Source organism: Peribacillus sp. NPDC101480 (genome assembly GCF_050277335.1).
In the GTDB taxonomy this organism is placed as follows: Bacteria; Bacillota; Bacilli; order Bacillales; family DSM-1321; genus Peribacillus.
In genome coordinates this window covers 496,791-519,114 of the sequence record NZ_JBNNSB010000003.1, presented here as the reverse complement: position 1 = coordinate 519,114, position 22,324 = coordinate 496,791, and the positions used below count along the sequence as shown (strand labels likewise).

General features: G+C 42.0%; 25 protein-coding genes. 10 read left to right on the top strand and 15 right to left on the bottom strand.

The window, feature by feature from the left end:
• Positions 1-27: 27 nt before the first annotated feature.
• Positions 28-237 (bottom strand): alpha/beta-type small acid-soluble spore protein, encoded by a 210-nt coding sequence (locus tag ACQKMF_RS13820; RefSeq protein WP_034310322.1) that lies wholly within the window; start codon positions 235-237, stop codon positions 28-30.
• A gap of 166 nt (positions 238-403) precedes the next feature.
• Between ACQKMF_RS13820 and ACQKMF_RS13815 the strand changes: the two genes are divergently transcribed.
• Both ACQKMF_RS13815 and ACQKMF_RS13810 read left to right on the top strand, forming a co-directional pair.
• A complete protein-coding gene (locus ACQKMF_RS13815) occupies positions 404-1,690 on the top strand; it encodes a glycosyl hydrolase family 18 protein (protein ID WP_402943839.1) in 1,287 nt (428 codons plus the stop codon).
• A 244-nt stretch (positions 1,691-1,934) separates the two neighbouring features.
• Positions 1,935-2,927 (top strand): potassium channel family protein, encoded by a 993-nt coding sequence (locus ACQKMF_RS13810; RefSeq protein ID WP_402943835.1) that lies wholly within the window; start codon positions 1,935-1,937, stop codon positions 2,925-2,927.
• Here ACQKMF_RS13810 and ACQKMF_RS13805 read toward each other — a convergent pair.
• From ACQKMF_RS13805 to ACQKMF_RS13795, 3 genes are all read right to left on the bottom strand, one after another.
• On the bottom strand, positions 2,924-3,328 hold the full coding sequence (locus ACQKMF_RS13805; RefSeq protein WP_230176218.1) for a YugN-like family protein: 405 nt from the start codon (positions 3,326-3,328) through the stop codon (positions 2,924-2,926). The two genes, ACQKMF_RS13810 and ACQKMF_RS13805, sit on opposite strands and share 4 nt — an antisense overlap.
• Positions 3,329-3,546: 218 nt before the next feature.
• Entirely contained in the window at positions 3,547-4,893 is a 1,347-nt protein-coding gene (locus ACQKMF_RS13800; RefSeq protein WP_101223600.1) for a glucose-6-phosphate isomerase, read from the bottom strand.
• A 147-nt stretch (positions 4,894-5,040) separates the two neighbouring features.
• Complete coding sequence (locus tag ACQKMF_RS13795; protein WP_427573679.1) at positions 5,041-6,204, bottom strand: iron-containing alcohol dehydrogenase; 1,164 nt, start codon at positions 6,202-6,204, stop codon at positions 5,041-5,043.
• A gap of 203 nt (positions 6,205-6,407) precedes the next feature.
• Between ACQKMF_RS13795 and ACQKMF_RS13790 the strand changes: the two genes are divergently transcribed.
• The gene (locus tag ACQKMF_RS13790) at positions 6,408-6,641 is read left to right on the top strand and encodes a DUF378 domain-containing protein (RefSeq protein WP_063234087.1); all 234 of its coding nucleotides are present in this window, start codon (positions 6,408-6,410) and stop codon (positions 6,639-6,641) included.
• Between the two features lie 154 nt (positions 6,642-6,795).
• On the opposite strand, the gene yugI is transcribed toward ACQKMF_RS13790, so the two are convergent.
• Positions 6,796-7,200 carry a S1 domain-containing post-transcriptional regulator GSP13 gene (gene yugI, locus ACQKMF_RS13785; RefSeq protein WP_063234086.1) on the bottom strand — a complete coding sequence of 135 codons (405 nt, stop codon included), beginning with the start codon at positions 7,198-7,200 and terminating at the stop codon, positions 6,796-6,798.
• Between the two features lie 350 nt (positions 7,201-7,550).
• On the opposite strand from yugI, the gene ACQKMF_RS13780 reads away from it, so the two are divergent.
• Positions 7,551-8,894 (top strand): sodium-dependent transporter, encoded by a 1,344-nt coding sequence (locus ACQKMF_RS13780; RefSeq protein WP_402943822.1) that lies wholly within the window; start codon positions 7,551-7,553, stop codon positions 8,892-8,894.
• A gap of 140 nt (positions 8,895-9,034) precedes the next feature.
• Positions 9,035-9,388 (top strand): helix-turn-helix domain-containing protein, encoded by a 354-nt coding sequence (locus ACQKMF_RS13775; RefSeq protein WP_260358697.1) that lies wholly within the window; start codon positions 9,035-9,037, stop codon positions 9,386-9,388.
• A 158-nt stretch (positions 9,389-9,546) separates the two neighbouring features.
• Here the strand turns inward: ACQKMF_RS13775 and ACQKMF_RS13770 are convergent, their stop codons facing one another.
• Entirely contained in the window at positions 9,547-10,716 is a 1,170-nt protein-coding gene (locus ACQKMF_RS13770; protein WP_402943818.1) for an aminotransferase, read from the bottom strand.
• Entirely contained in the window at positions 10,713-11,213 is a 501-nt protein-coding gene (locus ACQKMF_RS13765) for an Lrp/AsnC family transcriptional regulator (RefSeq protein ID WP_101223605.1), read from the bottom strand. Before ACQKMF_RS13765 ends, ACQKMF_RS13770 begins: the two co-directional genes overlap by 4 nt.
• A 305-nt stretch (positions 11,214-11,518) precedes the next feature.
• On the opposite strand from ACQKMF_RS13765, the gene ACQKMF_RS13760 reads away from it, so the two are divergent.
• Positions 11,519-12,361 carry an alpha/beta fold hydrolase gene (locus tag ACQKMF_RS13760; protein ID WP_427573676.1) on the top strand — a complete coding sequence of 281 codons (843 nt, stop codon included), beginning with the start codon at positions 11,519-11,521 and terminating at the stop codon, positions 12,359-12,361.
• A 93-nt stretch (positions 12,362-12,454) separates the two neighbouring features.
• Here ACQKMF_RS13760 and ACQKMF_RS13755 read toward each other — a convergent pair whose 3' ends face one another.
• Positions 12,455-12,715 (bottom strand): DUF1871 family protein, encoded by a 261-nt coding sequence (locus tag ACQKMF_RS13755; protein ID WP_101223607.1) that lies wholly within the window; start codon positions 12,713-12,715, stop codon positions 12,455-12,457.
• A 101-nt stretch (positions 12,716-12,816) separates the two neighbouring features.
• Here ACQKMF_RS13755 and ACQKMF_RS13750 point away from each other — a divergent pair, with 101 nt between their 5' ends.
• Positions 12,817-13,992 carry a MalY/PatB family protein gene (locus ACQKMF_RS13750; protein WP_427573673.1) on the top strand — a complete coding sequence of 392 codons (1,176 nt, stop codon included), beginning with the start codon at positions 12,817-12,819 and terminating at the stop codon, positions 13,990-13,992.
• Positions 13,993-14,032: 40 nt separating this feature from the next.
• Here the strand turns inward: ACQKMF_RS13750 and ACQKMF_RS13745 are convergent, their stop codons facing one another.
• Positions 14,033-14,788 carry a TraR/DksA C4-type zinc finger protein gene (locus ACQKMF_RS13745; RefSeq protein ID WP_101223609.1) on the bottom strand — a complete coding sequence of 252 codons (756 nt, stop codon included), beginning with the start codon at positions 14,786-14,788 and terminating at the stop codon, positions 14,033-14,035.
• A 142-nt stretch (positions 14,789-14,930) separates the two neighbouring features.
• Between ACQKMF_RS13745 and ACQKMF_RS13740 the strand changes: the two genes are divergently transcribed.
• Positions 14,931-15,788, top strand: coding sequence for a manganese catalase family protein (locus ACQKMF_RS13740; RefSeq protein WP_230176213.1), 858 nt, complete (start codon positions 14,931-14,933; stop codon positions 15,786-15,788).
• 40 nt (positions 15,789-15,828) lie between these two features.
• Here ACQKMF_RS13740 and ACQKMF_RS13735 read toward each other — a convergent pair whose 3' ends face one another.
• The 4 genes from ACQKMF_RS13735 to ACQKMF_RS13720 all read right to left on the bottom strand — a co-directional run bounded on the left by ACQKMF_RS13735 (position 15,829) and on the right by ACQKMF_RS13720 (position 18,082).
• Positions 15,829-16,443, bottom strand: a complete 615-nt coding sequence (locus ACQKMF_RS13735; RefSeq protein WP_048687662.1) for a PH domain-containing protein — start codon at positions 16,441-16,443, stop codon at positions 15,829-15,831.
• A gap of 40 nt (positions 16,444-16,483) precedes the next feature.
• Complete coding sequence (locus tag ACQKMF_RS13730) at positions 16,484-16,960, bottom strand: GNAT family N-acetyltransferase (RefSeq protein ID WP_101223611.1); 477 nt, start codon at positions 16,958-16,960, stop codon at positions 16,484-16,486.
• A gap of 171 nt (positions 16,961-17,131) precedes the next feature.
• Entirely contained in the window at positions 17,132-17,356 is a 225-nt protein-coding gene (locus tag ACQKMF_RS13725) for a hypothetical protein (protein ID WP_101223612.1), read from the bottom strand.
• A 135-nt stretch (positions 17,357-17,491) separates the two neighbouring features.
• Complete coding sequence (locus ACQKMF_RS13720; RefSeq protein WP_098371439.1) at positions 17,492-18,082, bottom strand: peptidylprolyl isomerase; 591 nt, start codon at positions 18,080-18,082, stop codon at positions 17,492-17,494.
• Between the two features lie 178 nt (positions 18,083-18,260).
• Between ACQKMF_RS13720 and ACQKMF_RS13715 the strand changes: the two genes are divergently transcribed.
• Positions 18,261-18,647 (top strand): kinase-associated lipoprotein B, encoded by a 387-nt coding sequence (locus ACQKMF_RS13715; protein WP_101223613.1) that lies wholly within the window; start codon positions 18,261-18,263, stop codon positions 18,645-18,647.
• Positions 18,648-18,687: 40 nt separating this feature from the next.
• Here the strand turns inward: ACQKMF_RS13715 and kapD are convergent, their stop codons facing one another.
• Positions 18,688-19,311: a 3'-5' exonuclease KapD gene (gene kapD, locus ACQKMF_RS13710; RefSeq protein ID WP_260358701.1), complete on the bottom strand. Its 624-nt coding sequence runs from the start codon at positions 19,309-19,311 to the stop codon at positions 18,688-18,690.
• Positions 19,312-19,570: 259 nt separating this feature from the next.
• Here kapD and ACQKMF_RS13705 point away from each other — a divergent pair, with 259 nt between their 5' ends.
• Positions 19,571-21,415 carry a transglycosylase domain-containing protein gene (locus ACQKMF_RS13705; protein ID WP_427573667.1) on the top strand — a complete coding sequence of 615 codons (1,845 nt, stop codon included), beginning with the start codon at positions 19,571-19,573 and terminating at the stop codon, positions 21,413-21,415.
• Between the two features lie 38 nt (positions 21,416-21,453).
• Here the strand turns inward: ACQKMF_RS13705 and ACQKMF_RS13700 are convergent, their stop codons facing one another.
• The gene (locus ACQKMF_RS13700; protein ID WP_427573665.1) at positions 21,454-22,011 is read right to left on the bottom strand and encodes a DUF5366 family protein; all 558 of its coding nucleotides are present in this window, start codon (positions 22,009-22,011) and stop codon (positions 21,454-21,456) included.
• Positions 22,012-22,324 lie beyond the last annotated feature (313 nt).

The window sequence follows — 22,324 nt, the reverse complement described above, 5'->3', positions numbered from 1 at the left end:
CTTCCAAATCCATATTTATTCAATTAATTAACGAGAAAAGTTTGAACCGCCTAGTTGTTGTTCAGCCATTTGAACCAAACGTTTTGTGATTTCCCCACCAACAGATCCGTTAGCACGAGAAGTAGTGTCAGCACCTAGGTTTACACCAAATTCACTAGCGATTTCATTTTTCATTTGTTGTAGAGCTTGTTCTGCACCAGATACTAAAAGTTGATTGCTGTTATTGTTGTTTGCCATGTGTTTTCACCTCCTACTAATATTAATTAGCATTTTAAGCTTAAATTATTATTGCCAATTTATTGTATTTTTTCATCTGTGTTTCTCACAATCCTAAGCTCTTTATCATGAATTTCTTTTTATGCTCATAAACTGTTAGGAAACTTTCAGTAGGAGGGAAAAGAAATTGCAAATACATGTGGTTAGGCCAGGCCAGACGTTATATGGCATCGCCCAGACGTACAGCGTAACCGTTGACAGGCTCGTTGAATCAAATAAGATCCCTAACCCAAATAATCTTGTTTCGGGGCAGGCCCTTGTCATTCCAATCGTCGGCAGTTATTATTTCGTTCAACCGGGTGATAGTCTTTATTCCATTTCCCAAAGGGTTGATGTCCCTGTTCAAGAATTGGCAAATATAAATGGCATTTCCGAAAATCAAACCCTATCCGTTGGATACCGGCTCTATATTCCGGCTCGGAGGAAAAGGACCGCCGAATTCAACGGCTATGTCGAGCCGAGGGGTACGACGGTTGCACCGGCCCTTGAGACGGCCGCCAGGGAAGCAGCACCCTATTTAACCTACTTAGCCCCTTTCAGCTTCCAGGCGCTACGAGACGGCTCCTTAAAAGAGCCATTGCTCAATGAATTCCCTGCCATCGCCAGAGAAAATAAAAATGTCCTGATGATGGTGATCACGAATCAGGAGAATGACCAATTCAGCGATGAGCTCGGGCGAATCATCTTAACGAATACTTCCGTTCAGAATAAGTTCCTGAACAATATCGTTACAACGGCAAAGAAATATGGTTTCCGCGATATCCACTTTGACTTTGAGTATTTACGCCCAGCCGACAGAGAAGCCTATAATCAATTTCTCCGAAAAGCCAGGGATCGCTTCAAGAAGGAAGGATGGTTCATTTCCACGGCACTGGCCCCTAAAACAAGTGCTGAGCAAAAAGGCCGTTGGTATGAGGCCCATGACTATAAAGCACATGGTGAAATCGTCGACTTCGTCATCATCATGACATATGAATGGGGATATAGCGGCGGACCCCCAATGGCAGTGTCACCAATTGGACCTGTTCGGGATGTTCTCGAATATGCCGTCACCGATATTCCTTCCAACAAGATCATGATGGGGCAAAATCTATATGGCTATGATTGGACCCTGCCTTTTGTACAGGGATCCACTGCCAGGGCCGTGAGTCCGCAGCAAGCCATCCAGATTGCGGCGGACAATGATGTTTCCATCGAGTATGATGAAACCGCACAGGCCCCGCACTTCAATTATACCGATATTGAGGATAGGAAGCATGAGGTGTGGTTTGAAGATGCCAGATCGATTCAGGCAAAATTCGATTTACTCAAAGAATTGAACTTAAGGGGAATGAGTTATTGGAAGCTCGGCTTAGCCTTCCCCCAAAACTGGCTGCTCATCAGTGATAACTTCAACGTACGGAGAAGGGTTTAAGAAAAGATAAAGGAATACCGAAGCTCAAACGGGCATATAATCAATCATCGAGCATGAAGTCCATTCAGGATACGTGACTCAGCACCAAAAGCCTTCCGACATCTTCCGGAGGGCTTTTATCATTTACTATAATTCGATAGGCAAGATGCCGATATTCATCATTCAAAGTTTGTCTGTCCGGACCCTTATGAGCCAAGCCTTTTTTGACCATACTATAAGGAACAGCTCAAAGGGTGTGAAAAAAATGATTCGAATCGGTCCATACTTCAGCACCGTTCCCAGATTTCCGCGTTTCATCAGATTGCTTTCCATCATCGCATTATTTTTACTATCATTCGGGGTCTTGATCCACATTGTGGAGCCAAAGAGATTCCCCACCTTACTTGATGGCATCTGGTGGGCAATCGTGACGATGTCAACGGTCGGCTATGGAGATTTCACTCCCGTGACCAATCTTGGCAAAATCATTGGGATGGTCCTCATTTTGTCAGGGGCCGGCCTGATTACTTCTTATTTTGCGTACATCGCTAAAATTTCCATATCCAATGAACAGCAATTTCTAACAGGAAAGAAAGTATTCGGCGGCGGCGGACATATTATCATTGTGGGCTGGAATGGCCGTTCCAAGAGAATCATCCAAAACATTCATGATCGTAAGCACCATCAATCCATTGTCCTTATAGATGATACACTGCAAAAGCACCCGCTTCCAAGGACGAATATCCACTTTATCCAAGGAAAGGCTACATTGGATTCCGTTTTGCAGAAAGCCAATATTAAACAAGCCATACGCGTCCTTATTACGGCTGACCTTAAGCAAGACGAGCTGCAAACGGATATGTTCTCGATATTAACGTTACTGGCTGTCAAAGGTCTGAATCCTCATGTGTATTGTCTTGTGGAAATATTGACGCATGAACAAAAGGAAAATGCTTTACGGGCTGGGGCAGACGGTATAGTCGAAACGAATAAATTCGCGAGTGAGTATATGCAGGAGTGCTTATCTAAGGGAATCATTGTGGAAGCAGAAGAACAAAAAGATCAGGATGGATTGAACCTCAAACAGCTGAGCATCCAGGATGACTGGGTGAAATTGACGTTTAAACAGTTGAACGTAAAGCTATTCGATCAAGACATTTTATTGGTCGGCATCATTTCAGGAGGCAAGACCTTAATCAAGCCCCCCGGAGATGTAATCATACATCGTGATGACACCCTGCTCATCATTGATGATTAATGTAATAAAAGCTTTTCCAAATCCCGGACAAGCGTCTTTCCTAATGAGATATAGTTTTCCGGAAATTCGGCATCCGGATTTTCAGGCTCGGCAAATTGATTGAAGGAAGCGGAGAGGTTTCCGATATTTCCTTCATCATCAATCCCGTCCTCGTACTTATGAGATAACAAAAACGGCTGTAAGAGTTTGACCATTACCCCGTCCTGATCGAGTGAACCATCAACAGCCTTGAAAGGGACTCTCAAGAATTGGTAGCCATCACTGTCATCAATCTTATAATCAAAAGACCCGTGGTCATAATCCCATCCTCCGCCAATCGCATATCCTTCCGGTTTTAACTTCGTCTCCAGATCGAACAAACCGAATGTTTTCCCTTCCAATTGAGAAGAAATTTTAATCATTGTATAAAACCTCTTTCGCTAATTTTCTATTAGCTTAACCAAAGTGCCATAAAAAAAACCTGGCCTTATTGTTCCTTCAATTGGAAAAAGGAATGGGCGTTCCAAGCAATCCTTACGCTTTTGTGAAGTTTCCTTCTCTTCACCTGACACTGCTTTTGCTTTTCAAACAGAGAAAAAGGCATCATGCTGGATGTATTTCCAGCTTGATGCCTTTTTTATTATAAGCGCTGTTCGAGCTCAGCTTTTTTCTTTTCATAACCAGGCTTGCCTAAAAGAGCAAACATGTTCACCTTATAGGCTTCCACTCCAGGCTGATCAAATGGATTTACACCCAATAAGTATCCGCTCATCGCACAAGCTTTCTCGAAGAAATATACAAGGTAGCCAAAAGTATAAGCATCGAGTTGCGGAACCGTTACGATCAGGTTTGGAACGCCACCGTCCGTATGGGCTAACAGCGTACCCTCAAATGCTTTATTATTCACGAATTGCACCGACTCACCTGTAAGGTAATTCAGGCCATCCAAATCATTTTCCGCTTCTTCAATCAAGATTTCATGACGGGCCTTCTCCACTTTGATGACTGTTTCAAAAAGGTCACGCCGTCCTTCCTGAACATACTGCCCTAATGAATGCAGGTCAGTCGAAAAGTTGGCCGATGAAGGGAATATCCCTTTTTGATCCTTTCCTTCACTTTCTCCAAATAATTGTTTCCACCACTCAGAGAAGTATTGAAGCCCAGGCTCATAGTTTATCAGCATTTCAATCGTTTTCCCTTTATTGTAAAGGATATTCCGAACCGCCGCATATTGGTATGCCTGATTCTCACCTAGCTCGGAAGAACTGAAGTCCGTCCTGGCACGCTCGGCTCCCTCCATGATTTGATCGATATCCGCCCCGCTGACCGCAATCGGAAGCAGTCCTACAGCCGTTAAGACCGAGTAACGTCCGCCAACATCATCAGGAATGACGAAAGTTTGGAAACCTTCCTCCGTTGCTACCGTTTTTAATGCGCCCTTTTCTTTATCAGTGGTCGCATAAATGCGGCTCTTAGCTTCTTCAACACCGTATTTTTGCTCCAGCAGTTTCCGGAAAATCCTGAATGCCAGTGCAGGCTCCGTGGTCGTACCGGATTTAGAGATGACATTGATCGAGAAATCCCTATTTTCCAATAGGTCCATTACGTCCTGCATATATGTAGAGCTTATATTATTACCCACAAATAAAATTTGCGGTGCATTTCTTTTATCCGACGGTAAAATGTTATAAAAACTATGTTGAAGCATTTCAACTGCCGCTCGTGCTCCCAGGTATGATCCACCGATACCGATAACCAGCAACACATCTGAATCTTCTTTTATTTTCGCTGCCGCTTCCTTGATCCTTGAAAACTCTTCTTTATCATAATTGGCGGGTAAATCAAGCCAGCCAAGATATTCATTGCCTGCCCCTGTCTGCTCATGCAGGGAATGGTGTGCCACTTTTACAGCATCCTGTAAATAGGTAATCTCATGCTCCCCGAAAAACGGCAGGGCTTTTGAATAATCGAAACGAATATGGGCCATTCAAATTCCTCCTTGGATTCTTTAGTTTCCCTTTCACTTTATCTGATGTAATTCTCATAATCAAGAAATCGATCAAGTAAATAACGAATTATGACTATAAAGTAATCTCCCACCTGGCAAGGCGGGAGAAAGGATCATACCACTTTTTTATAATGAAGCCCGTAAAATGGCAAGGACATCTTCACGGTTCAGGACTTTGAATCGTCCAAACTCCCCTCTGCTCATCGCTTTATCAGCCATGACTTCCAATTGTGAGTCATCGATGCCATAGTCCGAAAGATTGGTCGGCGCCCCTAAGCTGCTCCAAAATGCCCTAAGTCTTTCAATGCCTTCAAGGGCCGCTTCCTCATCCGTTTTACCTTCAGGATCTACATGGAAAACACGGACTGCAACTTGTTTAAAGCGTGCGACATTTTCATGGAGCACATGCTTCATCCAATTAGGGAATAAGATGGCCAATCCTCCTGCATGCGGGATGTCATAAACAGCTGAAACGGCATGTTCAATGTTATGCGTTGCCCAATCACCGCTGTAACCAACCCCAAGCGACCCATTCAAGGCTAGATTTCCAGCATATAGGATAGTGGCCCGGTGCTCGTAATCTTCCAGGTTTTCCAATAACTTAGGGGCGGTTTCAATCACCGTCGATAACAGCGATTCACAAAAACGGTCTTGAAGCGGCGCATACGTTTCCGGATGGAAGTACGTTTCGAATACATGTGACATCATATCGACCATTCCGTATACCGTTTGATCTTTCGGTACCGAAAAAGTGTTTTCAGGATCCAAAATGGAGAATTGCGGAAATACCAACGGACTTCCCCATCCATATTTCTCTTTCGTTTCCCAGTTTGTTATGACAGATCCGGAATTCGCTTCAGAGCCGGTTGCAGCTAAAGTCAGTACCGTTCCGAATGGAAGGGCCTCTTCGACTGGCGCCTTCTTGATGACAAGATCCCATGGATCTCCCTCATATTTAGCACCTGCAACGATGGCCTTTGTAGCGTCTATGACGCTTCCTCCTCCAACGGCAAGGACAAAGTCGATACCATATTCTTTACAAAGGTCAACACCTTTACGGACTGTTGAGATGCGTGGATTCGGTTCAACTCCGGAAAGTTCGTGCACCTCTGCATCGATTTCTTTCAAGACATTGACCACTTTTTCATATAAGCCATTTTTCTTTATGCTTCCCCCGCCGTATACAAGTAAGACTTTATCGCCATACGCAGGAATTTCAGCTTTAAGGCTTTCAAGCTGACCTTTCCCGAAGATTACTTTAGTAGGATTTTTATAAGTGAAATTCTCCAATGGATATCTCTCCTTTATGACACATTGACTCCGTTTTTGAATTGTCGACAGTGCCAAGTGCTAGTTTTTCTTTTATTCATTATGACCAATGTTCCATTTAAATACAAAATATCCGCCCGGAACTTTTGAGTAGATGTATATTTACATGATGGAAAAGCATGATAAGTAAAGAACTGATTTTTTCAAAAAAAGGAGGCTGTACAATGAGTGGAATACAAAGAACTGCACTTGTTCTTACAATAATTGGGGCAATCAACTGGGGTTTAATAGGTTTTTTCCAATTTGACTTAGTCGCTTCGATTTTCGGTGGGCAAGATGCTGGATTGGCCCGTATCGTTTATGGATTGGTTGGAATTGCCGGTCTCATTAATCTTGGTCTTCTCTTCAAACCAAGTCCTGAAATTTCCAGAGAGCCTGAAACCAAACCGACTCGTTGAGATCATGACAATGGACAATGTCTCTGTTCGATAAAATAAAGCCGGACCATGGATAAACATGACCCGGCTTTATTTCATTCATATGCCCCGCTACCAGCCATGACAATGGACAAAAAAAACCGGCTGATCTAAGGATCGGCCGGTTCAAAAAAAATTATTTTTTGATTAAGTCTTCGCGTTGAGATTGTTCAATCCACTCTTGAAGTTTGTCTTTCAATGTGTTGAAACCTTCAGTAGATTCGATGTGAGATGTCGCTTTAACAGATGCTTGGCGTTTTTTCGGAGCTTTTTTCGGAGCTTCAGTACGCTCAGGAGCTTCTTCTGTAGCGCGGATCGATAAGCCGATTTTTCCAGCAGCTGAATCGATGGAAAGTACTTTAACTTTCACTTCATCGCCCACTTTTAAATGTTCGTTGATATCTTTAACGAAGCCGTGAGTAATTTCAGAAATATGAACTAAACCTTGAGTTGAATCGTCTAGAGCAACAAATGCACCGTATGGTTGAATACCAGTTACTTTACCAGCAACTACCGCACCAATTTCGAATTTTTCAGACATGGTAACACTCCTATTTTATATATATTTTTTCGTCTTTTCACGCAATAAAAAATTATATCACATAATTGGAAAATAATCAAAGTTAAGTATACCATACTTTTTAGGATTTTACTCATTAAAAATGTTTGTTTTTTGGAAATAATAAATATTATAAGATCTTTATTTATAACTTATCCTAATAATTTGCAAATAACCTCTATTTCCCTTAATTTATTTACTCATTTTTCTAAAGATTGTAATATTAAAACACTATTCAATTCCGCATAATCATAGTAAGATGAGAAAATGTTTTAAAAATTTAGTAATATGCAGCTAGATATTTTTTTTACATCTAAAGGAGATTTTCCATCATGTCAAAACAAGATCAATGGACTTCAAAACTCGGGTTCATCCTGGCAGCCGCGGGATCCGCTATTGGATTGGGTGCCATTTGGAAGCTCCCATATATGACTGGGCTAAATGGAGGAGGGGTCTTTTTCCTGCTCTTCATTTTATTCACCCTGCTTATAGGTGCACCGATATTAATAGCGGAATTCACGATTGGCCGCAATGCACAGAAAGATGCCATTAGCGCATATAAACATATCGCCCCGGGGAAGCCTTGGGCATTAATCGGATATGGCGGTGTCGTCGCTTCCATCATTCTGCTTTCCTTCTTCAGTGTTGTTGGAGGCTGGATCATCTCTTATTTAGCGAGAAGCTTTACAGGTTCCCTCTCAAACTTGACTCAAGAAGAATATGGAAACTTCTTCAATAAGATAATCAGTAATCCTTATGAAACGGTCATCGCTCAGTTATTATTCATGGTCTTTACCATTTGGGTCGTGCAAGGCGGCGTTTCCAAGGGAATTGAAAAAGCGAATAAATATATGATGCCTTCCTTGTTCATCCTTTTCATCATTCTTCTTATCCGTTCCTTGACTCTGGATGGAGCGATGGAGGGTGTTAAATTCTTCTTGAAGCCGGACTTTTCCGCATTAACAGGGGAAACGATCCTATTGGCACTGGGCCAATCCTTCTTTGCACTAAGTGTCGGTGTTTCCGTGATGGTAACCTACGCGTCCTATTTAAGCAAAAAAGAAGATATTACAAAATCAGCCTTTTCGGTAGTTGGGCTGAATATCTTCATTTCCTTGCTGGCTGGTTTGGTCATCTTCCCTGCTGTTTTTGCACTAGGCTTCAGCCCTTCGAGCGGGCCTGGACTGGTATTTGTCGTGTTGCCAGCCGTTTTCAATGAAATGGCTCTTGGTGGGATCTTCATGTTCATTTTCTTCATATTATTATTATTTGCCACCCTTACTACGGCATTCTCCATTCTCGAAATCGTCGTTGCCGCCATGATAAAGGGTGATGCTGCAAAGCGTAAGAAGGCTTCTTGGATAGCCGGTATCACAGTTTTCTTAATTGGGATTCCAAGCGCATTATCATTCGGGGTGCTTTCGGATGTGAAGATTTTCAATTTATCCATATTTGATTTCGCTGATTATCTGACAAGCAATATCGCGCTGCCAGTCGGCGCCTTGTTCATATCCCTTTTCATCGGCTATCAAATGAAAAGGATCGAGGTACAAAAGGAGTTCGAATCAGGCGCTGATTCCGGACGATCACTTTTTAAAATTTGGTACTTCCTGATTCGCTACATCGTGCCGATCATGATCATACTCGTATTCCTTAAGTCAACTAATCTCATTTAACATTCAACATGCCGTTTCGATATTTATCGATGCGGCATTTTTTTCACAAAACCTACATATTCCGTTACTTCCCCTAAGTAATAATATGGTAAAATAATTACATAATAAAAATATATTTCCTGAAAAAGGAGTGTCTGACCATGTCAAATATCGCGAAGAATATCCGGCAATACCGAGAAGATCACAACCTCACTCAACAGGAACTGGCTTTGAAATTGCGCATCGGCACGAAGAAAATCGAAAAGTATGAATCAGGTGAATCGGTTCCTGATACACAAACCATTTTACGGCTTTCCACCGTTCTTGACATTCCGGCTTCAGAATTCCTGAAAGATGCCCAAACCGGTAACCCAGCTGGTATCGACGAGGACATAAAAAAACTGATTGAAGAAATCGGAACCAAAAAAGCGGAGCTCATTCTAAGAACAGCTAAGGACTTTAGCGAAGAACAAATTCTGAAAGTTATGCATACTTTATATAATACACAAGCTTAATTCAAAAAATGGGTCGTAGTATGTGTATTTTTTTTCACGGTACTGGATATACTATGATTAACACTTTCTATGTTAATCCATTAGATTAACTCTTTTTTCTAATTCCCCCTATGGAAAGGGATCCGGCTGCTAAAGGCCGGATCCCTATTTTTTTGCTTTTATTGACAATGTTTCTTCATGAAACGTTCCATTCTTCGAAGCGCCTCTTGAAGCTGTTCCATCGAGGATGCATAAGAACAGCGGATATGGCCTTCACCGCTTTCCCCGAACACATCTCCCGGTACAACGGCAACAAGTTCTTCCGTCAGAAGTTTTTCAGCAAATTCCATCGAAGTCATCCCCGTCTTCTCGATTGATGGAAAAGCATAAAAAGCCCCGCCAGGATTATGGCAATCCAACCCCATATCGTTAAATGATTTCACGATATAATTTCGTCTTCTCCGATAACTGCGACGCATTTCTTCCACATCCTGCATACCGTTCTTTAATGCTTCCAATGCAGCATGCTGCGCAACGGTCGGCGCACACATCATCGCATATTGGTGAAGCTTAAGCATCGCTTCCGAAATTTCCTTAGGTGCACAAACGAACCCAAGACGCCATCCAGTCATCGCAAACCCTTTCGAAAACCCATTGATGACGATTGTCCGCTCAAGCATGCCGTCAATGGCAGCAAAAGAAGTGAATTCCTCATCATAAGCAAGTTCGGCATAGATTTCATCGGAAATCACCAGCAAGTCATGCTTTTTAACGATGTCAGCAAGCATCACCAATTCTTCCTGCCCAAGCTGGGTTCCCGTCGGGTTATTCGGTGAACAGATTAAAACGGCCTTCGTTTTAGGTGTGATAGCCGCTTCGAGTTGTTGGGGAGTCAACTTAAAGTCTTCTTCCTTGGATGTTTGGACTGTGACCGGTATTCCCCCTGCCATGGTCACAAGCGGTGCATAGGCGACGAAACAAGGTTCGACGACAATGACTTCTTCACCTGGATTCAAGATGGTCCTCAGGGCAATATCCAGGGCCTGGCTTGCTCCGACCGTGACAATGATTTGATCGTCCGGTCTATACGAAACATGGAACTGCTTCTCCATATACCGGCTGATTTCCGACCTTAATTCAAATAATCCGGCATTGGCCGTATATGAGGTATATCCTTCCTCCAAGGAGTTGATCGCCGCTTCCCTTACTGCCCAAGATGTAACGAAATCCGGTTCACCCACACCAAGCGAGACGACCCCTTCCAAATTGGCTGCCAAGTCGAAAAAGCGGCGGATGCCTGATGGTTTAAGCTCTGCAATCGTTTTTGAAACATAACTCGTTTTAATCATGGTGACACCACTATCCGCTTATCTTCTTCAGTTTGATCAAAAATGGTTCCATCATGCTTGTACTTTTTCATAATGAAGTGAGTCGTCGTAGAAATGACGGAATCCAGTGTCGAAAGTTTTTCCGAAACAAAGCTTGCCACTTCGTTCATCGAACGTCCTTCGACAATGACTGAAAGATCATAAGCCCCAGACATTAAATAAACGGACTCGACTTCTTTGAACTTGTAAATCCTTTTTGCAACATCATCGAAACCGACGCCGCGTTTTGGGGTGACTTTTACATCGATCATAGCTGTGACACCATGGTATTCATCCACTTTAGCCCAGTTAATGACTGTTAAGTAACGTACAATGACCCGCATATCTTCTAATTTCTTCAATGTTATTTCAATGTCCGATTCTGATTGATCGGTCATTTTAGCCAAATCCTTCAGATCAATCCGGCTGTTATTTTCAATGATTCTCAAGACTTCCAATTCCTCTTCATTCAAGTGCATTGGAAAACCCCCCTTTTGGAATTCACTAATTTAGCTGTGATGGTTTGGCTGGCAGATAGTCTCACGAATTACCTTATTAGACTTTTTAAACAACCTATATGACAATATAATTTAATAAGTCCTATGCTGTCAGGATAAACTTACACTATTATATCAAAATTGGCTGGTGACCTGTTATAGTAATTGTATTTTTTCATCGTTATTATTACAATTACTGTTATGCAACAGTATTAAAGGACCTTTTTTGGAATATTCAGGTTAACATGGGTTTTTATCATTGACCAATAACGGAGGAGGAGCTTTTTTTGGAAAGTCATACAATCAAAGGTGTCGAACGGGTGGGTGATATAGAAATCTATTTTGAATATGACCGAATCGATGATTCTCTCCCCACCCTTGTCCTGCTTCACGGATTTTTGTCATCGAGCTTCAGTTTCCGTAAATTAGTCCCCTATTTAATCAAGGAATACAATGTGATCTCCATCGACCTCCCGCCATTCGGGCAAAGCGGAAAAGATTATCGATATACATATTCATTCCGAAACATCGCTAAATCCGTCGTTCTATTCTTGGAGGGAAAAGGCATCAGGAAATTCAGTATCATCGGCCATTCCATGGGCGGGCAGATTTCCCTGCAGCTCATCAAGTCATATCCTGATCTTGCAGACCATGCCATTCTACTTGCAGGTTCAGGCTATCAGCCCGGCTATTCGGAAAAAATGAAGATGGTCAGTTACCTGCCTTTCTTTTCATACGGGATAAAACGGTATCTGCAAAAGTCAGGTATCGAAAAGAACTTGAAAAATGTCGTCCATGACCCGGCGATGATTGACGATGAAATGCGGCAGGGATACCTAGGGCCATTCATTAAGAAGCATGATATTTTCCGGGCATTGGGGAGGATGCTTCGAGATAAGGAAATCGATTTGTTGAAGGAGGACCTTAGTGGTATTCATACACTATGCCTGCTTATTTGGGGAAGGCATGACCGAGTGGTGCCTTTGAGTATTGGCGAAAGGCTCCATGAAGACCTTCCTAATTCCGAGCTTGTTGTCATTGAGGATTCCGGGCACCTCCTTCCAGAGGAGAAACCGGAAGAAGTGTATCAATTAATTAAGGGGTTTCTTGGGGTGGCCACCCTAACGTAAACTCACGAGTAAAACAGCAAAACTCTCGAGTAAAGAGCAAAAAAAAACCGTAAAAAAGGTGCCCCTGATTTCTGGGTACACCCTTTGTCACCTTTAGATCGAACAGCTGGCATCATTCTTAATGATCAGCAGCTTTTGAGCAATTTCCAGGCACTTATCCATCTGAACGGATTCATCGAACGAGAACTCGTAAATGGATTTTATCTTTTCCGCCAGTTCCTTTGGATCATCTATATTCCGGATTGCTACGACCGTATCGGCAATTTCCGGCTCATATAGATCCCATCCTATCTTGAAAGGGTCCCATTCTTGCAAAACGGCAACCAATGCTAAATTCATTTGCTGTGTATCCATAAAATCATCACCTGCTCAATATTTTCAAAGAACATGATATCATAGTATCATAACAACAGGCTTTTCGCGAAGACGACAAATTTTATTCGGTGGTGGATATTTTGAACAAGTCAATATTTGAAGAACAAATCAACAGGGAAAATTCAGGGTCTGCAAAATGGGATAAAAACTTCCTCACATCCTTATATGGGCGCGAGGATGTTCTGCCAATGTGGGTTGCCGATATGGACTTCCCATCTCCTGAGGGCATTCAAAAGGCATTGATGGAACGCTTGAATCATCCGATTTTCGGTTATACCGTCCCTTCTGAAACGGTCTTCACTGAAATCCAAGGCTGGCTTAGAGACCGGCACTCCTGGCAAATCGATAAAGATTGGATTTCATTCAGCTCCGGCGTAGTTTCCGCAATCGGTACAACGATCCAAGCATTCACGAACCCGGGCGATAAAATATTGTTACAATCTCCCGTTTATACACCATTTTTTGATATGATCAAAAATAATGACCGGGAAGTGGTCAATAGTCCCCTTATCATTGAAAATGACCGCTTTGAGATCGATTTCACTGATTTTGAGGACAAGCTGAAAAGCGGAGTGAAACTATTCCTTTTTTGCAGTCCGCATAACCCCGGCGGACGCGTTTGGACAAAGGATGAACTCTTACGGATCGGGGAGCTATGTGAAAAATATGATGTAGTCATAGTCAGTGATGAGATACATGCTGATTTATTCCATACAACATCAAGGCATTATCCGATCGGCTCGCTTTCAGAAAAATTAGCGGACATAACCGTTACATTGATGGCGCCAAGCAAAACATTCAATATTGCCGGCCTTCAGGCTTCATTCCTGATCACAAGTAATGAAAAATTGCAGAAGCTTTTGCAAAAGGCTCAAACGAAACTGGCCTTCCATGGTCTTAACATCTTTGCCTTAACAGCAATGGAAGCTGCGTATCGGGAGGGCTTGGAATGGCTTGAAGACATGATTGGCTACATTGAGGAGAATATAAAAGTGGCAGAGGAATTCATTGCAGCCGAAATTCCTTCACTGCATGTCATGCATCCGGATGCCTCTTACCTTTTATGGATTGACTGCCGTGACCTTGGATTGACCGACAAGGAAATCAAGGATCGACTTATCCATCAAGGGAAGCTCGCATTGGAGCCTGGTTCTAAATACGGACCTGGCGGAGAAGGTTTTGTCAGAATGAATCTCGGTTGTTCACGCAGCGTTCTGATGGATGGGCTAAACCGTTTGAAATTGGCTTTTTCTTAAATAAAAAAAGAACCAGGCTTAGAATCCTGGTTCTTCTTTTTCAATCTTTTTCTTCATCCACATAAGGATCATGCTCATATCGGGGCAAATCCCCAAATGAGGTTTGGATATTTTCTTCAAAAAGTTCTTCCTTCAATTCTTCATATTGCGAGTTCGGATAAACCGTTATCTCTTTACCGTATATATCCACACCAACGAAATTTTCATAATTTTCGACATAGCCGACATTTTCCTCGGACTCCACATACATATCTTCATAATCGTTTGGCGGATTTACAAAATCGGAAGGCGATTCAGATGTTCCATAACTGGCAACATCCTGCCAAGAATCCTCCGCGTCGTACGCAACTGATTCGTGACGGTCGTCAAAATCAAACCTTCCAAACGGCGGTCCCAAAACTTCCTCTTCGACCGGCCGATTGTCCGAAGTTTCCTGTGATGGGGTATGCTCGACACAATAAGTCGTAGTAGGGATGGCGTTCAAACGTTCAAGAGGTATTTCCTTTGAACAAACCTGGCATTTTCCATAATCACCTGTCTTGATGGCAGAAAGCGCCCTTTCAATATCCCTTATTTCATCCCGATCATGCTCGGAAAGGGCCAAATCCTTTTCCCGTTCATATAACTCGGTTCCTTCATCTCCGGGATGATTATCGTAACTCGATAACTCACCAGTCGAATCCTCCAGGCTTCTTCTTAAATCATAGTTGCCTGAATCATTTAATCGCTCTTCCAACTCTTGCTTCGTTTGCTGCAATTGCTGTTGAAATTCTTTAAGCTGCTGATTGGATAGCATGTGCAACATCCTTTCAAATCGTTCTTCCCTCTAGTATTTCTCTCTTCCCGCCATTCCATAAAGGTACTTTTTACCTTAGGAATAATTTAATTCAGATAACAGAAGCTAAATTAGAAATTTTAATTTCAAGGAGGGCTTCCATTTGTATTTCTATAAGGAAGATTTAATCAATATGATCGTTCCCGATAAGCCTGATCCGAATGCAGCAAAAGTACTTCAGGAAACACTTGGAGGCCAATTCGGTGAAATGCGGACGATGATGCAGTATTCTTTCCAAAGCGCCAATTTCCGTGGCAAGGCTAAACAATATCGTGATTTACTCCGTGGTGTTTTCTTGGAAGAAATCAGCCACGTTGAACTTGTCCAATCAACCATCAACCAGCTGCTGAATGGTGCTGGCGGGGATATGCCTGGAGATGTCGCTACCGACGGCGCCCCATTGGATGAAGTCATCAAAGGCGGCGCAAACCCTCACCATTTCATCATCGGAGCAAAAGCCTCCCTACCTGTCGATGCTGGCGGCAATCCATGGAATGGATCATGGGTTTATGATCACGGTAATCTTGTGGCCAACCTTTTGAACAATGTCATGCTTGAATCTACTGGTGTCCTGCAAAAGTCCAGGATTTATGAAATGAGTTCCAATAAAACAATGCGCGAAACACTGGCATTTTTAATGGTTCGCGACAATGCCCACCAAAATGCATTTGCCAAGGCATTGGAAACACTTGGGGTCGACTGGGGGAAAATCTTCCCTGTACCTAATTATGATTTGAACAAATATCCTGAATGCCGCAAATATGTGGATTTAGGCTACCATAATGCCCAATTCAATTTCAGATTGGATCCAACTCAAATCGGCGATATTTTCAAAGGGGAAACACCGAGCCGAAATGGCGGAAACCTTGCTGTTACAGAGCCGCCAAAAGGATTCCCGGTCCCTGAAATGCCGGATATGCCAAATGAACATAGCCCTGGCTTGAGTGATTTGAACAATTAAAAAAGAAGGCGGACACATCATACTGTGTTCGCCTTCTTTTTTAATTATTGATATATTTTTCAAAAACAAAGCCAAAATCTTTCACATGGTACTTTTTCCGGCTGTCCATCAACCATTCGAAAGCTGCGGAATTAATTTCCTTGAAGCTCGCAGCCATTTGGCTTCCATCAGTGCGAACCTGGTTCAAAGTGGAAGAAGCAAGGTTTACGCTTTGTTGGGCGTATTGAAGGGCAAACTCATTCTCATGGCAAATTTCCGATATTTTCACGAGTGATTTGAACAAGTCCTTTAATTCTTCTATGAATTTCTTATGAACATCAATGGAGAAAGTCTTTGCACCGATCGAAAACTTAATTTCCGCATCCAAATCCACGGTCCCTGCGGTTTCAAGCGTGGCATTTGATATAGTATACTGGCTGTAGCTATATCTTGTAAGTGTACGCTTTTTGCTTATCGCACTAGTGCCGTCCAAATGTATGAACGCTTGATTCGTAAAACAGTACTCATCCGTTTTTGATTTAATCAGGAAATAAATTTTTTCCCCATCTTCATGCATGATATAGTCATCTGCATCTACCTTGTCATAATCAGCAGGACTAATCACACTTCCAATATCACTAAGACCAAGGGCATCTGCCGCCATTTTCTTGAACATCCCTATTCCCCCTATCAATATCCAGGTGAATTACACCTTTTTATAAGTATTTCTCCAGTATTATCTCGTCTCGGATCGGAATTCCATCAAAACTGTAAAATGGAATCTCCGGCTTGATTTTCCGTGATTCTTCCACGGCATTTTTAACGACTTCCGATATGACATAACCACGCTTTTGAAAAAACTTCAATGCCTTTAAATTATCGTTCGTTGTAATCGCTTTAATAGTATGGCAATTTTTTTCCTTAGCGATATTTTCCATCACATAAAGCAATGATGAGCCAACACCTTGATTCTCATGCTCACTGTTCAAAGAGATGATCTGACATACATGGTCGGATAATTTGTAAGTTCCCAACCCCGTGATTTTTTCATTCTCGTCCATTACCCCAAAGCCCTCAAGTTCCGCATAATGAAACAAGCCTCTTGAAAAAACGACTTGGGTCGTCTCCCAGTGCTGAATGAAAAAATCCTTGACCGTATCTGCCGCAATCATTCTTTTAGCTACGATTTGCATAACCAATTACGCCCCCAAAATTTCTCTCTATGCTTATAGTATAAAATGCTTATGCTGATAAGGGAACATTTAATTCTTTACGCCCTTCTAACAAAACATAATACCATTCATATTCAGATAATCAATATTCAAAAAACGGGGCACCCTAGTGATGCACGGCATCTTCCGGGTTCAAGAGATGGTATCATCCTTTAAACGCTGGTTCCTTTTGGTGACCTCATCTTCGAATTGCTTCGTTTTCATTTCTTCCTTCTTTGAATATCTTATAATTGCCCTCATCGTAAAAACGGCTGCCACTAAAAAAATGAAGCAAGTTATACCAGCTGAGATATATTCAGTCTTGTCTTCCGGAAAGTAAAGAAACAAACCTAGTAAAGCATGATTGAGAAAATCCATCCGATACATCCTTCCTGATAGGGAATTAAACTGCATTATCCCATTATATCAATTACCAGAACAATCCACTAGTGGGCTTAATCCACTAAACCCCGAAAAAAAAGAGAGGCACTGAGCCCCTCGCTTCTCTTTTATTTATAAAATGGTGATCCCTTTTATGACCACGTCCACTGCAGGCTTGTCTCCCGCAACTGTCTCCACGTTAGCAATCGTATCAACAACGTCCATGCCTTCGACCACTTGTCCAAAGACAGAGTGTTTATGATCCAGCCATGGTGTGCCGCCTTGCTCCATATAAGCACTGATGATTTCTTCCGGATAACCGGCTTGCTTCATTTGCTCACCCATCCTGCTGTCTACATGCTGGGCTTGTACGACGAAGAATTGGCTGCCGTTTGTTCCCGGGCCTGCATTTGCCATGGAAAGAGCTCCGCGCAAATTGAATAATTGCATGGAGAACTCGTCCTCAAATGGAGTTCCCCAGATACTTTCTCCACCCATTCCAGTGCCTGTCGGATCTCCGCCTTGTAGCATGAAATCCTTGATGACACGGTGAAAGATGATTCCTTCGTAATAACCGTTTTCAGCATGTGTCAAGAAATTCTCCACTGTCTTCGGAGCCAGTTCAGGGAATAGTTTAATTTTAATATCGCCCATCGTCGTTTGCATGATGACCGCTTTTTCATTTTCCAAAACTTCACTTGTTAATTGTGGAAAGTTTGTCATTGTTCATAACCTCTTTCTTTTTAAAATTAAATGGCATGAAACACCATTTTTCATCTTCATTTGTACACTTTACACGATTTTCATAAAAAAAGCATCTTTACGAAATTGAACAAATTCGCTGTGAAAAATCGTCGTTCTTATGTATCATGAAGGAAGTTAAAAGAAAGGTGGTAGGGAAATGTCAGAACAGGATTTTAAAATCGGCGATAAGGTTACCGCCATATATAAAACTGGAAAATACATCGGGGAAGTCACCGATATCAGACCTGCTGCATATCTTGTTAAAGTGTTGGCTGTCTTGAAGCATCCCATGCAAGGAGATCTTCATAACCCGAAGCAAACGGAAGTGTCCATGTTCCATCAGCGGCGTGCTCTAGCTTACCGGGAGCAAACCAATGTACCAAAGAATATGGTCAGGAACTTTAATGAGGAGATTCCTGAGTATAAGGAATCCTTAAGAGAAGCTGTTGAGAAAATGAAAGGCACTTTAAGCGAAGTCCAAACAGAATGGAATGATAAAAGCTTACAGTTGCTTGAAGATCTAGAGACGGATTATTTTAAATAAAGCATGATAAAAGCCAAATCAGTAGTATATGATTTGGCTTTTATAACGCTAAATGATTCAATACTTTTGATAAATCAATGCGATCGCCAATTGTCGTCGGTTCATGATTTTTCATATAACTTTTATCTTTCTCCACTAACTTAAAGATATTATATGTCGTAATCGCATCATCCAGCGCCCGGTGATGCTTGCCTGTCCCTTCTTTGCCATAGGCCTGTACAGCTTTCCAAAGCCCGGTTTGATTTTGATCCCCGAAAAAGCGTTTATACTCCAGGCAAAGATCACTTTGTTTCCCTGAAAAAGGGAAATCCAATCCTGCTTTCTGACAGTTCTGGCGAAGTACCTTCATATCCATATTTCCCCAGGTAACAATCGTCGTCGGGTGCTTCTCATCTATTTTCTTCAATAAATTAACCAACTCTTCAAATGAAATCCCCTGGTCCACCTGATCCTGGGTAATGTTCAAGAACTTTTTGCATCTTCCCGTTAAGACTGGAAATTTCATTGGGTTAACAAAAGATGAGAATTGTTCCTGAATGGTCTCATTAATGACGGTGACTAAGCCCACCTCAATGATTTCCGGATAAAACCCTACTGGATTGGCTTTTCCTTCCGGCATCGTAAATTCAAAATCAATGAATACATATTGCTGTTGTTCCTCCATTTTTATGACCCCCTTCATATTCGTGACATCAACATATAAACAAAAAATGGTTTTTTTCTCATAGACTATTATAACAGAAGATTTAGAAAGTTTTTCGTAACACACCATCCGGATAGCTATTGCCTAACACCTAATTTACCCAAAACTATTTATTGTCTACCTTATTTGGATTATGATGGATGAATGAACCAAAAGTACCATTTTTTCATTCCTTCAATCCTAGGACATACTAAAAATATATTAGTTAGGAAGTTGAACTATGCGCACGTATCTTGGTTATATCACGATTTCCCTCTTGATTCCCGTCTTGATCCTTTTCATTTTCCTTTCCTATCAGGAGTGGTCCTTAGCGCAATCTCCCTATCATGTACTCGACGAGCGAATTCCCATTGAATCGATAGAACTGGCTCAGGATAGTTACATAAAGGCCGCAAATGGAAAGGTCATCAGTGAAATTTCCACTGGTGAGAAACGGACTTACCTTAAACTTGAAGACATCCCCCTATTCCTGGAAAATCTATTCATCGTTACAGAGGATCAGAAATTTTATGATCATGCAGGCGTTGACCTATCCGGCATAAGCAGGGCGCTTCTTATCAATTCGCAAAATAAAACAATCGAACAAGGCGGCAGTACCATTACCCAGCAGCTGGCCAGGAATGTTTATCTTTCACATGATAGGACGTATAACCGAAAACTCAGTGAACTCATTTACGCCTATCAGATAGAGCGAAAAAAATCAAAACCGGAAATCATGGAGCTGTATTTGAATGCCATATATTTCAGTAATGGAGCTTATGGAATCGAAGCTGCTTCCCAATATTATTTCAGTAAAGCGACTGAAGAGTTATCCAAGGCGGAACTTGCCTTCCTGGCCGCAATCCCTAATAATCCGGAAAACTATAACCCTCTTAAACATTTCGATGAGACGAAAAAGCGCCAGGAAAGATTACTGAAACAAATGGTGGCCGAAGGTGATTTAGAGCAGGCCGAGTACGAGAAGCTTATCAAAAGTACGATTAAATTAGACTTGTCCACCCCGGTCGACTTATATCCCGATTATGTGGCATATGTTCATCAGGAATTGAAAAACCTGGTGGCATCCTCCGAGGGTCTTGATAAATCTCTGCAAAGCCCTGAAGTCGCCATCCGTAAGAAAGCGGAAGCTGAGCTGGATAAAAAGGTCAAAAAGCTTTTGAATTCCGGTGTAACCATCCATACCGCACTCGATACCAAGCTGCAATCACAGTCAAAGACTGCCTTACAATCAAAAATCGGTGTCAATGATATCGAGGGAGCTTTAGTGGTTATACAGCATCATACGCACGAGCTTGTCTCTTTGATTGGGGGAAAAGATTATAAAAAAAATTCTTTCAACCGTGCATACCAAAGCTATAGGCAGCCAGGATCAGCCATTAAGCCGCTTCTCGATTATGCTCCATATTTGGAGGAAACGGATGCTGACACCAATCAGCTAGTTAGCGGTGCAAGCTATTGTCCAAAGAATTATAGCGGTGACAGCTACGGGATGGTCACACTAAGAACTGCCTTCGCTCAGTCCTATAATACACCTGCCATAAGAATTTTTGAAAAGACGGGGGTGGAAACGAGTTTCAAGTACCTCGATGCTTTCGACTTTAAAAAGGTGAGCAAAAAAGACCACCATACGAGTTCGGCCATAGGCGGATTCGAATATGGCATGAGTCCCCTTGAACTGACAAATGCCTATACTTCCTTCAATGAAGGAAACTATCAGCCGGCCCGCGCCATTATTAAAGTCACCGATCAAGAAGGTAAAGTCCTTTATAAATGGAAAGAGCGCCCCAAGGAGATTTGGAGCCAAAGCACTGTAGCCAAGATGCGGCAGCTGCTCCATGAAACGATCATTTCCGGGACAGCTCGCAAAGCCTACTTTCCTACAGAATATGTCGGCGGTAAAACCGGTACGACCAATGATGTGAAAGACATGTGGTTTGTCGGCCTGACAGCAAACTATACAACGGGGGTTTGGATTGGAAGGGACAAGCCATCCAATCTACAATCCATTTATTCACATACACCCCATGTATTGATTTGGAAAGATATCAGCCAGACTGCCGAGTGAAAAAAGAAGGTGCCGCAATGGCACCTTCTTTTTTATGGCTATATGGGAATGCTTGCAATGACGCTGTTATAAAGCTTCAATCCTGCATAAGTGACTATTGAAATCAGTGCCGTCCAAACGAAGATTGGAAAGAAAACCAATCCCACTAACCTCGACAAGTTCAGGCTCGGGCTTAACTTATTGACAAAATAAATTAAAGCAACGACATTCGTTGCGATAAAGATGGACCCAAGCCCGATGATGAACTGAACACTGAACAATGAACAGGCACCGCCAATCACATATATGACAGACCCCTTTCTTACACTGTTCAGGGCTTTACCTTCAGAATCCTTGGAAAAGAATAATAAAGACAGCTCCAATATCGTATCTGAGATCAGCTTCAATGCGGCAAAAACCATAAAGAATAATAAGAGCAATACGATCAGCAGCGCCAGCTTAATGCCGGTTTCAGAAAAAAACTCCAGCATCCCTTGGTAGATTCCCAAATTTCCAAATAAAGAGAGCATTTGCATTTCCCCATAAATGGCAAAGGAGAGGCTGAATAGTAGAATTGAAATGATTGGTAAATAGCTAAGTAAATATGTGTTTTTCATGATTTCTCCATCCACGCGTCTTTTATCCTATATTATGCAAGATAATCCATCATTTCACAATGAATACTCTACTAATTCACCCTGGAAAAACTTTTTTCAATAAATTTTTCAGGTCGGTTTCCCCTCCTTTTCTACCTATATATAAAACATCATTCAAGTTGGCCTTCACCGTTTTTAATGCCATGCAAACCCACATAAATTGCGTTATACTTTTAAGCGAGACAAGCATTCGATAATAAAATACATATTCAACGAAGATTTCCTAACGTCTAGGATTGCGCGAAAAAAGCATAATAAGACGACTGACTTCGTT